Genomic DNA, 13,670 nt, shown 5'->3' on the forward strand with positions numbered 1-13,670 from the left:
TGCCTTCAAGTCCTCCGCACGGTTCCTCACGGATACGCACTACCTGTCGGCTATACACTTCCGCCACCAAAACGGTGTGTTCGGGACTTTCACCCGTTAGTCCGATGCGCTGCCAAGCGCACAAAAGGAGCGCTTTTTTGGCGCTCCTTTCACATTTTGTTCAATTTATAATTGATAATAATTTGCTAGCTGAACCTAAAAATTCAAGATTCTTATGCCACCGAGATTACCTCCTCAATCAACTTCCTATCAACCTTCAGCACTTCCTCAGTCAATAAAGCCATTTGAGGATAGAAATAATGTGTTTTACTCTTCTGAATTTGCTCAGCAAACTCACCTATCCAAACGAGCAAATGCTGATCGAGAAAAGCTTTTTGATCCTCCAATATTTTCTTTACTTCTTTGGTCTTTCCTTCACTAAGATTTTCTGCGGCTAGTTGAGACAAATGAGCCATAAAGTCAAGTTCTAACGAAAGATGGTCATCTGGTTCATGCGGATATTTCGCATGTGTAAAGTTATATTCAAGATAGGCTTTCCTTACTTTTAAAGTACTTTCCTGAAAAATTAAGCGTTCTTTTGTTCTATATATAGACTCCCATGGAGGAGCCGGCAATTTATTGGGGCCAATCATTAAATAAGTGTACTCACCCTTTAGCTTATCCAACGTGATTTTTTTATTATGTACAAGACCTTGCTCCAACCTATTTAACAAATCAAACTTATGATCGCCTTCCCCAATGAGGAGTTCCAATGACTCTTTTGTATGCTCGTTAGTAACAATCTTTAATAATTCAAAATCTGGTTCATCCCCAAATGTACGCTGTAACAGCCTATACAGATAACTGCGATTGGCAAGCAAAATTGTTATACTATCAGTTTGTGTGTTCATTTAATCTACCACCTATCTCAACTTTTTAATAGTTATATACTAAACATCCAATGTTGGAGTTTTTTTACTTAAGGAGTAAACATAATAGCGAAAAGATAGAAAACCTATCACGTTTAATTAAACCAGAGATAGCGTATTTTTTTCATTGTAATTTCCCACAATCTAATGAACTTCGGTCAATTGATTGGTTAAGCCGTGAAGATAAAGTCATGAATGGCAAACCATCAATTATTATGGGGTCTTCAATGGGGATTTTAGGTTCTGTAAAAGCCCAGATGCACTTGCGCGATATTTTATTTGCAGCTGGATTAAATTCTCCAGTCTTTGGTGGAAATGAAGTGTATGTAGGTGCAGTACATGAGAAATTTGATGCTGAAGGAAACTTAACAGATGAAGCAACAAATGCCTACTTAGATAGTGTTATCGCTAACTTCCAAGAATGGATGAAACGATACGTTTAATTTAATAGACACCTCTTCATCATTTTGAAGAGGTGTTTTTAAAAGGAGTTTTATAATGAAGAAGAATTATCAAAACTATGTCAAGATTATACATATAAAAGCGGTGTTCATGTAAAAAACTGCCTTTGTTTCACCACATTCAGATAAACGGACGGGCGAATTTGAAAATCCATTCCTTTTCCCATTAAAACTAATCGAAGAAGTTAAAAAAGTGATTCAGGAACACGCAACAAAACCGATTTTAATTGGCTACCGTTTTTCACCAGAATAGCCGGAAACACCAGGTATGACCATGAAAGAAACATTTGCTTTAATTGAGGAATTAATCCAAGCAGATATTGATTATCTTCATATTGCAACAACAGATACCTGGGCCAAACCACGCCGTGGGCTTGTTAGTGAAAAATCACGTACCGAAATAATTGCTGAATATATTAACGGACGTGTACCGCTAATTGGTGTAGATAGTATTCATACGCCTGTTGATGCCGCCCTCCTATTAGAAAAAGGAAAAACAGATTTTGTCGCAATTGGACGAGCGCTAGTTGTAGATCATGATTGGGTTGAAAAAGTACAGAATAATAGATAAGAAGCGATTTCTCAACAGTTAAAACAAAACGAACAGCATCAAGCTGTCATCCTAACACCTTTATGGAAATTAATTTTAGAGGTGGAAGGTTGGTTTTCTGTTGAGCGGTAAATCAACTATATGTATTACAATGATATTCATTATCAATTATACATGATTAATAAAAAACAAATAATGTGTTTCCCCATGTCATGCGAAAATGAAAAAAAGACCTCCCAAAAGGTTTTATAAACTTTTGAGAGGCCTCCACTTATTATCAATATGAGCAAAATGTTATTAATAAAAGAATTCATCATCCATTTCATTACGACATTTTTTACATCTTTTTAGATAGGAAAAGCCCTTTCTCTTGAAAAACTGCTGCTCTCCCGTTGTAAAAGTAAATCGTTCTCCACATCCCCAGCATTTTAAAAGTTGATCATGTGGCTCTATCCCCTTTAGTGCTGTTTTAAAAGATTCTATTCTTTCCTCTATAGCTGAATGATCAATCGACTCTTTCTTATTTAATACATTTATAGTTGTTCGAATCTCATTTCTTACTTTTTTATAATCAATTTTCTCCCATAATTCTAGATAAGGGATAAACGCTTGATTTCCGGACTCTTTAATCTTATCAAGGAGCAATAGAATCATTCCCCTATTTCGATCCTTTAAATAATTCATGTCAGGATTTTGCTTTCCTTGTTTGATCCATTCCTTCCATTCATTTAAAAGTTCATCTGCATATTGATCAGTTTCTATAAGCCAACCCCGGTCTGTAAAAATAACCATAGGTAGTTTTCCATTATAATCAATGTCCAGAAAATCATCTCATTTAGACGGCATAATTTTTGAGCCTTTTTTCAAGCTTCTGAAATCCTTTTTAATATTATATCCTATTTTTTTGCTATTGATTGTTTTGGGAAATTCAGGGAGGAGAGTTGTCTGAAAGTCGTGCTCATTCAGACAGAATTTCGAGTCCAACAAGAAAAGGGGTGAATCTGTCTGAAAGCGGTGTTCCTTTAGACAGATTCTCGAATCAAATGGGCGAAGTAGTCCGAAAGCACCCATCCTTCAGACAGATTTGCAAATCAAAGGAGCGAATCTGTCCGAAAGCAGCCGTCCTTCAGACAGATTTGCAAGTCAAAGGAGCGAATCTGTCCGAAAGTACCCGTCCTTCAGACAGAATTGCAAATCAAAGGAGCGAATCTGTCCGGAAGCACCCATCCTTCAGACAGATTTGCAAGTCAAAGGAGCGAATCTGTCTGAAAGCAGCCGTCCTTCAGACAGAATTGCAAGTAAATGGAGCGAATCTGTCTGAAAGCACCCATCCTTCAGACAGATTTGCAAGTAAATGGAGCGAATCTGTCTGAAAGCACCCATCCTTCAGACAGAATTGCAAGCCAAAGGAGCGAATCTGTCTGAAAGCACCCATCCTTCAGACAGATTTGCAAGTCAAAGGAGCAAATCTGTCTGAAAGCAGCCATCCTTCAGACAGAATTGCAAGTCAAAGGAGCGAATCTGTCTGAAAGCAGCCGTCCTTCAGACAGATTTGCAAGTCAAAGGAGCGAATCTGTCCGAAAGCATCCATCCTTCAGACAGAATTGCAAGCCAAAGGAGCGAATCTGTCTGAAAGCACCCATCCTTCAGACAGAATTGCAAGTCAAAGGAGCAAATCTGTCTGAAAGCAGCCGTCCTTCAGACAGAATTGCAAGCCACTTGGGTGAATCTGTCTGAAAGCGGTGTTCCTTTAGACAAATTCTCGAATCAAATGGACGAAGTAGATCAGTAGTTCCTTCGGACAGGAAAATAAGAAAATTAGACAGCTCTGACGTAATGAGATTTTCAACGATTTATTGATGATTATGAAGGGTGTGATGATTAGTGTACTCGAGAAAGGAGGCTGTATCATTACTTTTTACCGCAGATTAACAGGCATTAGAAGTACGCCACTTCAAAAAAAATCGTACTTAAAATTTAAGTACGATTAGTGAAATTAATCAAGTTGTTATTATTCCCCACTCAATGTTTACCTTTTTTATGTTAAAGGGACTTCTCCTTTTACTTCAAACTCTGCAAGAAACTCTGCTAATAATTCCTTGTCCCACAGCAGAGTGCCCCAAATAAGCTGAAGCAATCCACTGTAAAATCCGACACTTGCACTTTCTTTGGCATCGTCATACAAATTAGGAATCCAGGAAAGCAAATGCTCGTCCATAAAGGAAAGTTGGTCTTTAATGTTATTCACTTGGCTTTCGATATCTTGATCATGCAGTTTTTCTGTTAGAACGGCTAAATACAATAGCTCAAGACCTAGATGATCTTCAGGCTGTCGTCCACTATTCTTACTTTCTAAGCCTTGTTTATTTAGTAAATCTTTCATTACAAAGGCAGTTGTTCCAAAGAACAGTTTTTTCCTCGTATTATAAAACGATTCCCATGGCGGCGCTTTGGGAGCACCTGGCCCGATAAAAAGTTCGGTATATTCGACATTCACTTCTTCAACGGCTTTCAGCAAGTTTTGTTCATCCAAATTAGACGTACATTTTATTAATTGCTCTAGACCTGATTTAATCTGTTCGTTCGCCACTTCTAAAGGGAAGTTACGCCAAAACTCTTCCGTAACTAGCTTTTTGTTTTCCTCTTGAACAGGCTTTAACAATTGATTGGCGAAAAAGCTATATATTTCTTCTCGAAAGCTCCATACTTCAGCCCAAGCTTTTGTCATCATAACCTCTCCTTTATCGCAGATTCGCTTATCTAACCATCAGTGGGGATAAGAAAAACGCCACTGATGGAAGATTCGCTTTTATGCGTTAAGCATTGCTGTATTATTCTACGTGGTTAGCCGTTCTCAACCATGGAATAGACTTTTTCCTCTTTTTGACTAAATTGGTCTTCTTGTGATGACTTTTGAACAAGAATTTTTTTAGCCAGATAAAAGAATAACAGAATCCCAAAGGAAATTAAACCTACGGAAACCATTAACTCCACAATCGTTGGCGAGTAGACCCCCACTGTTGACCAAATATTTTGGAAGAAAGAGGATTCTTCGCTTGCTTGTGTATATCCAAGCGTGATTCCTTGACCTGCTGCAATGTTCGGATGAATAAAGGCAGAGAAAAGGAGCCAGATCCGCTTACACAATACACCAAAGACAACTAATGCGGAGGCAAAAACGACTAAACCAATTTTTTCGCGATTTTTTCTAAATAATAGAATCGCTAACGGTACGACTAGCCCTAAAATCACTTGTATCCAAAAATATGGTGCTAATGAACCGCTAACGAGCTCATTGACAATGAGCATTTTCGATTCTTTTTGTGGATAGACCATCGTTAAAACTTCAGCTAAAAGAAGATAGGCATCGACTGCGACAAACGTGACTAAAAGACCTGCTAAAGTTGTAATAAGCTTTTTCTCGACAATAAAAATTTTAAATGTCATCAATAGAACTAAAACAATAATAAGCAATGCTAGTCCTGAGTCTAACGCCGATGCAACAAATAGTGGTGCCATAATCGCCGTATACCAACCTTCACGAGCGATTTGCAATCCGAAAATCCATGCGGTCACTGAGTGAACGAGAATCGCAACGGGAAGGGCGATGGACGACATAATTTTCAACGCTTTTTCGTTCGTTTCTTTTCGGGTCATGAGATATAAATATAACACGTTAATGAATAGGTAAAGGTTGATGACCACAACGTCCCACATTAACGGTGATTTAAATTGCCCGTGTAAAAGTAAATTTAAAACACGAAACGGGCTCCCTAAGTCAACCATAATAAAAGCAGCAGCAACGATCACACAAACGGTAGATAAAATGGTTGCTGGTTTTGCAACGACTTTGAACGATGGGATGTTAAATACCGTTGCCGAGGAAGAAACAATTAATCCTCCAGCAGATAATCCTACGAAGAACATGAATAGCATAATATAGGTTCCCCAAGAAACGATATTATTCATCCCTGTGACACCGAGTCCATTTACGAGCTGATAGCCGATGGCACCGAAGCCCATCACCGAAAGAACACTTAATATCACGATCGATATGTTAAATTTAGCCTTGTTCGTCATCGATTATCTCCCTCCGTTCAAGCCTAAATAGTAAACTTTTGGCTTCGTTCCTTTTTCCTTCAGCAACTGCTCCCCGTTTCTCTCGCGAATTAATGTAGAAACTTTGCTATTCGGGTCATCTAGGTCACCAAAGAAACGCGCTTCAGCTGGGCAGCATTCTACACACATAGGGTCTAAACCATCAGCTGTTCTCTCTTTACAGAATGTACATTTTTCCACGACACCGACATCACGGACAGGAACGATGCCATCACCATAGTTAAAGTCTGGATGGCGTTCGGCTTCCTCCCAGTTAAAGACACGAACATTGTAAGGACAAGCAGCCATACAGTAGCGGCAGCCGATACAACGGCTGTAATCAATTTGGATTGCTCCATTTTCATCTGTATATGTTGCAGCAACTGGACATACTTTTTCACAAGGAGCATTATCACAATGCTGACAGGCAATGGGGATGTATTTTCTTGTCACGTTCGGGAAGATTCCTTCTACACTATCTAATCCCTCATCTCCTGGACTAACAACACGATTCCATAGCATTCCATCTGGCACGTTATTTTGCATTTTACAAGCGATTGAACATGTTTGACATCCCATACATCTCTCTAAATCGATTACCATACCAAATCTCATTGTTGCACCTCCTAAACTTTCTTCACTTCAACTAGCGTATCGTTGAACGGAATAACTGGCCCATATCTTAACTTGTACTGACGCTCAAGCAATGTATCGTTCGTTACATTTTGAAGATTTCCTGCCTTCATATGCTTTGTCCACCAGCCTTCATATAATCGAACTTGTCCCGGTCGTAAATACTCAGTTAGCTTACATTTCGCTTTAAATGAACCTCGCTCATTATAGATTTCTACTAAATCACCTGTTTTCAGATTTCTAGCTTCTGCATCCTTTGGACTAATTTCTAAGCTAGGACCTGGATCAATTTGATTAATCCATTTCGAATTCGTAAATTGAGAATGGACGCGATATCGAGTGTGAGCTTGGCTATATTGCAAAGGATAGTTCTCTTTTAAAGGATTGTTCTCGTCTGCCTCAGAAGGCCCATCTGCATTCGGTAATGCTTGATTATCCTCAGCCATTTTTTCGTGGTAGATTTCTAGTTTTGTCGACGGTGTTAAATATTTTTGATCCATAAACCCACGATACGGCTCATTTGGAACTTTTAACCGCGTAATAAAATTGTTTTCTTTTAATGATTCAATTGTAATTCCTTCTAATCGAGGATCTCCCGAATTTAAACGATGTCTTTGTAAGTCTTCTGGAGTTTTAGGCAAATGATGATCTAAGCCAAACCTCGCTGCGATTTCCTTCTCAATTTGGAAATCTGACTTACTTTCGTGTAATGGTTCAATAATCTTTTGTGAAAGCAAGACGTGTGAGCGATTTATTTGCATGTTGATAACGTCGTACTCACTTTCAAATGCTGTACTTGCCGGCAAGACAATATCGGAATAATTGACACTTGGGTTATGGAAAGGATCAATCGTCACAACAAAGTCTAAGCTGTTGATCCATTCTTCTGTTTTACTTAAGTTCGCAAAATGCTGCTGCAACGTATTTCCTAAGTTAATCATCACACGTACAGAGTTTTCTTTAATACGCATATCTTGAGTTGTCATCTCCAGCGGTGTTTGCGCAAATTCAGGCGGTAATTCCCAAGCATTGAGTGCTGCTGACCATGATGTTCCATGATACAATGCATTTCCAACTGCTCCACCAACCCGGCCAAAGTTCCCTGTTAATGCACCGAGAATGGCTCCTGCGTGACCAGCAACGTCGGAGTTCGTCCATTTGTCGATTCCACCGAATCCCCAACCAAGAACAGCAGGTCCTGCCGTTGCATATCGTTTCGTTAACTCGTAGATGACATCTTCTTCAATTTCCGTTTGCTCAGACGCCCAGCTAAGGGTATATGGCTTTTGATTTTCCTTCAGAGCAGTAAAGACGGTTTTTACTTTCACTCCGTCGACTGTAAACTCTCCTTCAAGCTGAGGTTTTACACCTTCAGCATTGTAAGGCTGCAAGGAATTGCTATTTTCATCCCATACGTAAAACGGATTTTCTTCATTTCCTTCTTTCGATGGATCAACTCTTAACAATTGTTTGTTGTCTTCTCTAATTAAAAATGGTGCTGATGAATTTTCCGTTAAATATTCAGCGTTATACCAATTGTTATCGAGAATAATCGAAATCATTCCTAGGAGAAGGTCACCATCTGTCCCTGGTTTAATGGAAATCCATTGATCAGATTTCGAAGCAGTTGTCGAATAGTTCGGATCAATTGTAATGATCTTCGCACCTGCATCCTTCGCCGCATAGAAAAATTTCGAATCTGTTAAGGTCGTTTCAAGAATATTACAACCTAGGAAAATGATTGTTTCCGAGTTGACCCAATCTGTCGTTTCATTTTGGACATATCCGTAAGCTTGACCACCAATACATTCCTCTAAGCCGTTTGCAAGACCAACGTCAATCCCAGCCTCACATACATATTGTGCTCCAAGTAATGTTACTAATGGCTGATATGTGTATTCAATACCGGAGGAAGCACTAAATAAAACCGATTTTCCACCGTATTGTTTAATTGAATTAGATAACTTTTCATGAATTTCGGTTAAGGCTTCATCCCATGAGATTGCAACAAATTTCCCTTCGCCTCGTTCACCTACCCGCTTTAAAGGGGTTTTCAGTCGATCAGGGCTGTAAATACGTTCAATTTCACTTAACCCTTTTAAACAAACCGTTGAAAAACGGGTATCTGTCCAGTTATTTGGAACAATTTTAACAAGCTTTCCGTCTCTGACTGTACATTTAAAAGCACATCGACCACCGCAGTTCGTCGTATGGTATGTGAACCTTTCCACTTCGTTGGGAGCATTTTCAGCCGCTGCAGACTGAAACCATGTTTTTGAACTGAGCATAGTAGGCAATCCGATCGTTGCTGTTCCCGCTAGCCCAGCTTTAATAAAACTTCTTCTTGAGATATTCATAAATGAATCCCTCCCATTTCAAATTTTCGTCCTAATGTTACAGAGGAATAATTGTGAAGCATTGCACTATTATTATAGTTGTTAACCAAACAATTGAGGAGTGTAGAAGCGTCCACATTTATGTATCCTCGACTGTATACTCATCACAATAATTTCTTCGTTTTTTCGAAAATATGGCGAACTTTTGAACGCGCCTAATAGCCAAAAAAACTAGCTTTGCAATAATGCAAAAGCTAGTTTTTCTCGTGATTTTTATGGAAAAAGGAATAAAACACTTTTAAGGCGACCATTAAATTTAATAGCTCATCTAAGTTCTGTAAATCTACACCTGTAATTTCTTCAATCTTCTTTATTCGATTTCTTAGTGTGTTTGGATGGATAAACAATGCTTTCGATACGTCAGTGATAATCCCTTGATGTTGCAAATACATTTTTAATGTTTGCATATAATCTGTATCCTTTTTCTCATCGCTGTCAATAAGCTCGGCCAAATATTCATTGCAAAAATCATGTAGGATTTCTCGATGGACGTGAGTAAGCAAGTGAGGAACCCCAATATCGCTAATGTGAAATATTTGTTGATTTCCAAACCACTTTTCTCCAAATTGCATCGCTATTTTCGCTTCTTGAAAGCTTTTGTTCAAAGAAATTGTGTCATTGTACCACTTACCAATTCCAATTTGAATCTTCCAGGTTGGAAAATATTCAGCAATCTTTGCTGCAACCCAATTAGCCACATTAAGAACGAAGCGTTTTTGTTCGGTTACTGCCCGCTCCTCGTCATCTTCAACAAAAATGACGAGCAGATCTTGAAACGGAAGAAAAATGAGGGGAGGATGGAGTTCTTGCTTTTTTGTTTCTAAAAGAAGAACCATTTCGTCCATCCAATCCACATCCAAATTCGCACTTTCGATTTTGTTTGTTTGAACGACAAGTAAATGATGAGCTTTTTCTAAATTCCATCCCCATGTTTTTCCTTGTTTAACGAGCACCTTCTTTGATTCAAACTTTCGATATAATAACTCATAAACAAAAAACTCTTTAAATCGCTCGTTCTGTTCACGAACTAATTCATCCGTTTGAAACACAACCGCAGTCAAAGCGATGAATTTATCGATAAACCTTTCTTGCCATTCCACTAAATGTGCCGATGTAACTACATATATTTTGACTTGTCCAGCAATATTCATCGTGTACTGCTTAAAGTTCTGTTCCTTAACAAGATTCACCTGATTGACTTGAAGTTCATGTTGAGCAGTAAGCCATTTTATTGCATTTTTCACTTGTGCTTCATGACCAGTTTGCCAAAGAAGCTGTTTATTTTCATCTAAAAAAACCATAGGTGTTGCAAATGCAATCGATAGATTCGAAGCGATATGCATAAAACCCTTATTCATGAATCCACTTAACTCAACGCTAAACTGGCTATACCAAGGAAGTAACATGGTTTCTTGTGAAAAAACGGATGAAAGGGCGGTATCCTCAATGTGAATAATTGGAATTTGGAGTTCTTTATAAAGAGATAAGAGTTGATCATGAATAGAAAAATGACTCTTCTTGCAAATGATGATCGCAAGTAAATGAGGATCTTGTATGAATCGGATGACCACATTTTTGTCATTTAGCTTCCGAATGTCTTCTTCCTTTTCCAAAAGCAACACGGTCTTTTTGCTGAGCCACTGATTAGAAATCGTCGTTACAACTTGTTCATAATCGATTTCTTCCTTTGGAAAAGGGGTTAAAAAATTTAATTGATGCACCGGAACACATAGCAATATTTCATTCAACGAGGTCTTCATTGGACAGGTATCACCCCTATCATCCTTCTCTTGAAAAATATTGTTTCTTGTTTCTTTTTAATATTTGTGTTGAAGGAGTTGAATAATTAGTTAGAGGGATTTCATTATGTTTCATATTATTGGAACGAATTTCCTTCGTATCGACGGTCATCATTCCTAATGCACCAGTAATACAATTTTTCACACATACCGGCCGTAAATCATCATCAATTCGTTCAACACAGAAGTTGCATTTGTCTACTCTATTTGTTACAGGATTTAATTTCGGAGCGCTGAATGGACAAGCTTCCACACATTTCATACACCCTTTACACCTGCTTGGATCTAAAACAACGATGCCATCTCTTCGCTTTTGAAAATTGTTCTCCTGGCAAACGTATACGCATACTGGATCTAAACAATGGTTACAAGACATAGAAACATGCACAGGCGAACTTTCCCCGGTAACAACCGTCAATACTTGCCTGCGATGCTCACCTTGTAAATTATAGTATTCATTACATGACATCTCACATGTTTTACATTGAATGCACATGTCTGGGTTAAAGGAAAAAACTAGATGGGAACTCACTATAGATGACCCCCCTTTTTTATTTATAGCGTATCAAGAAAACCACTTTTTCGCTATAATTATATTAATAATTACATTTGTTATTTTTAACTAGGTACCCTTTTCAGTGATTTCCAATTCTTGGAGGTTATACACATGAATGTTGGAACGAACGGAAAATACAAGCATGTTTGTCCGCGAAATTGTGCCAGCTCCTGTACCCTCTTTTCTAGTATAGAAAATGATACAATTCAACGGATTACAGGCGATATTACCCATCCTTATACAAATGGAAAACTATGTGCGAAAGGCTTTACTTATAAAGAGCTAAATGAACATCAGGATCGCCTGAAATATCCTTATTATCAAAATGGAAAAGGCAGCGGAAAATTCACACAAATATCATGGCAAAAAGCATATGAAATGATCACGAATGAAATGTTAAAAATACAAACAAAGCACAGCTCGTTCCGTCCGTTGGCCTTTTATAAAGGCTCTGGAAATATTGGAATTCACCATTATGTGGCCGATGAGTTCTTTACAAACATCGATGCGACAAAAGTGACCGGAATATCAACTATGTTAAATAATAGAAAGAATGGGCAATTCATTCAATCATTTGAGCCTTCAACCCTATTCCATTCCTCGATGATTATCATTTGGGGAGCAAATCCTGCGGCAACGAATATTCATCTCATCCCTTTTCTCATCAACGCGAAATTACAAGGGACAAAAATTGTCGTCATCGACCCTATACGTACGAAAACAGCAAACCTCGCTGATTTATTTATTCAATTACGACCAAATTCAGATCAGGCGCTCGTACACCTACTTACGAAGTTGACCATAGAAAAACAAGCATATGATCAAAAATTTGCTACACAACATAAAGAGTCTTTCGATGAATTATCCAATGCCGTGCAGCAATTACAAATGGACGATTTGCTTCCTCAATGCGATATTCCCGAAGAAGCACAATCTAAACTACTTGATTGGCTGCTAGAAGCGGGAGACATTTCATATATTTTAGGAAGTGGCTTAGAAAAGCATCATAATGGAATGGAAACCATTCAAGCAATCAGAACCTTCTCTGCCCTTCGAGGAGATCATCAAAATAATGGGACAGGGATTATGATGAAAAACTGGGACTTTCCATTATTTAATAACCAACTTCATGGAGTGGAAAAAGCCATACGTACAAATGATATCCCTATCCTTTTATCTTCCGAAGAAACAACCATTGACATGCTTTGGATTACAGGTGGGAATCCCCTCATTCAAGAAGCACATCCAAAGGTATTTAAACAATGGATGGAAAACATTCCGTTCGTCGTAACGGTCGACCATTTTATGACACCGACAGCATCCATGTCGGACCTTGTTCTTCCGACAACGACCTTTTTTGAAGAAATGGACATCGTCCTTAGTCCATGGCATGACGCCATTGCCCTAAATGAAAAAGCGGTTTCGCCTTTTTACGAATGTAGAAGCGAATGGAGAATCATGACAGATTTAACAAAAAAACTTCAATCGTATTCCAAAGAGGTATGTTCCTTCCCGATTTATGCAAATGAGGAACAATATTTAAACGCTCAGTTTAACGAACAAGTAGAGGAACGGTATTCGATAAAAAACATTCAAGATTTAAGAGAAAAAGATGGTCTCACCTCTTCCGCTGGGAAACGTTGGGCAAAGGGATGGAAAACCGGAGAAAAGGAGACCTTACCTTTTCATCTGCCATTCATCGCTGGGGAACAGGAGAAGGAATCTCATGAGGATTGGAATCAAACGAACGAGTATCCTTTCTGGCTATTAACGCCTCATCACCCATTCAAGCTCAATTCTCAGTTCCATTATTTACAACTTTCCGATGTTGGTGAGGCAGCTTTAGAAGTTAACCCTACAATTGCTAAGGAATTAAACATTAAAAATGGCGAAATCATTACTGTCTTTAATGAGCGAGCATCAATGGAGATAAAAGCAATATACAATGCTTTCCTCCCAAAAGATATTGTCATGTTTTATCAAGGGTGGTATCCAGATTCATCCGAGACAATCAACGACTTCATCCATGAATGGGAAGGGAATGAACCATTTCGTTCAATCCCTTTATATAATACATTTGTTGGTGTGAAAAAATTGTAAGCATATGTACAGAGCTCTGCCTTGTTCTAGGCAGAGCTTTGTACTTTTTACTATACATATTCTTGCGTTTGAGCCCATTATGACTGAATGTTATTAATCAAACGATTGATTAAACCAATGAAGCAATTGGTCCTTAGTATAGGGGAATGGTTTATACAGCTAAGAGAAA

11 protein-coding genes and 1 pseudogene are annotated in these 13,670 nt (G+C 38.4%); 4 read left to right on the forward strand and 8 right to left on the reverse strand.

Annotated features, from left to right (window positions below; all coding sequences use genetic code 11):
* Positions 1-212: 212 nt before the first annotated feature.
* Positions 213-890 carry a TorD/DmsD family molecular chaperone gene (locus GNT69_RS24300; protein ID WP_203557577.1) on the reverse strand — a complete coding sequence of 226 codons (678 nt, stop codon included), beginning with the start codon at positions 888-890 and terminating at the stop codon, positions 213-215.
* A 176-nt stretch (positions 891-1,066) separates the two neighbouring features.
* Here GNT69_RS24300 and GNT69_RS24305 point away from each other — a divergent pair.
* Together GNT69_RS24305 and GNT69_RS24315 are read left to right on the forward strand one after the other, a co-directional pair.
* Positions 1,067-1,351 (forward strand): annotated as a pseudogene (locus GNT69_RS24305) (NADPH-dependent FMN reductase); the annotation flags it as partial.
* Positions 1,352-1,637: 286 nt separating this feature from the next.
* Positions 1,638-1,940 (forward strand): oxidoreductase, encoded by a 303-nt coding sequence (locus GNT69_RS24315; RefSeq protein ID WP_203557578.1) that lies wholly within the window; start codon positions 1,638-1,640, stop codon positions 1,938-1,940.
* 276 nt (positions 1,941-2,216) lie between these two features.
* On the opposite strand, the gene GNT69_RS24320 is transcribed toward GNT69_RS24315, so the two are convergent.
* Positions 2,217-2,741, reverse strand: a complete 525-nt coding sequence (locus GNT69_RS24320) for an RQC-minor-1 family DNA-binding protein (protein ID WP_275411285.1) — start codon at positions 2,739-2,741, stop codon at positions 2,217-2,219.
* A 119-nt stretch (positions 2,742-2,860) separates the two neighbouring features.
* Between GNT69_RS24320 and GNT69_RS24325 the strand changes: the two genes are divergently transcribed.
* On the forward strand, positions 2,861-3,292 hold the full coding sequence (locus tag GNT69_RS24325; RefSeq protein WP_203557580.1) for a hypothetical protein: 432 nt from the start codon (positions 2,861-2,863) through the stop codon (positions 3,290-3,292).
* Between the two features lie 665 nt (positions 3,293-3,957).
* Here GNT69_RS24325 and GNT69_RS24330 read toward each other — a convergent pair.
* The 6 genes from GNT69_RS24330 to GNT69_RS24355 all read right to left on the reverse strand — a co-directional run bounded on the left by GNT69_RS24330 (position 3,958) and on the right by GNT69_RS24355 (position 11,377).
* Complete coding sequence (locus GNT69_RS24330; protein ID WP_203557581.1) at positions 3,958-4,647, reverse strand: TorD/DmsD family molecular chaperone; 690 nt, start codon at positions 4,645-4,647, stop codon at positions 3,958-3,960.
* Between the two features lie 116 nt (positions 4,648-4,763).
* Positions 4,764-5,999 (reverse strand): NrfD/PsrC family molybdoenzyme membrane anchor subunit, encoded by a 1,236-nt coding sequence (gene nrfD, locus GNT69_RS24335; protein WP_203557582.1) that lies wholly within the window; start codon positions 5,997-5,999, stop codon positions 4,764-4,766.
* A gap of 3 nt (positions 6,000-6,002) precedes the next feature.
* Positions 6,003-6,632, reverse strand: a complete 630-nt coding sequence (locus GNT69_RS24340) for a 4Fe-4S dicluster domain-containing protein (protein WP_203557583.1) — start codon at positions 6,630-6,632, stop codon at positions 6,003-6,005.
* 11 nt (positions 6,633-6,643) lie between these two features.
* A complete protein-coding gene (locus GNT69_RS24345) occupies positions 6,644-9,007 on the reverse strand; it encodes a molybdopterin-dependent oxidoreductase (protein ID WP_203557584.1) in 2,364 nt (787 codons plus the stop codon).
* A 233-nt stretch (positions 9,008-9,240) separates the two neighbouring features.
* On the reverse strand, positions 9,241-10,806 hold the full coding sequence (locus tag GNT69_RS24350; RefSeq protein ID WP_203557585.1) for a PucR family transcriptional regulator: 1,566 nt from the start codon (positions 10,804-10,806) through the stop codon (positions 9,241-9,243).
* A gap of 19 nt (positions 10,807-10,825) precedes the next feature.
* Positions 10,826-11,377: a 4Fe-4S dicluster domain-containing protein gene (locus tag GNT69_RS24355; protein WP_203557586.1), complete on the reverse strand. Its 552-nt coding sequence runs from the start codon at positions 11,375-11,377 to the stop codon at positions 10,826-10,828.
* Positions 11,378-11,512: 135 nt separating this feature from the next.
* Between GNT69_RS24355 and GNT69_RS24360 the strand changes: the two genes are divergently transcribed.
* Positions 11,513-13,501: a molybdopterin-containing oxidoreductase family protein gene (locus GNT69_RS24360; RefSeq protein WP_203557587.1), complete on the forward strand. Its 1,989-nt coding sequence runs from the start codon at positions 11,513-11,515 to the stop codon at positions 13,499-13,501.
* Positions 13,502-13,670 lie beyond the last annotated feature (169 nt).

Origin of the sequence: Bacillus sp. B15-48 (assembly GCF_016879755.1) — a bacterium.
Lineage (GTDB): Bacteria > Bacillota > Bacilli > Bacillales > Cytobacillaceae > Mesobacillus_B.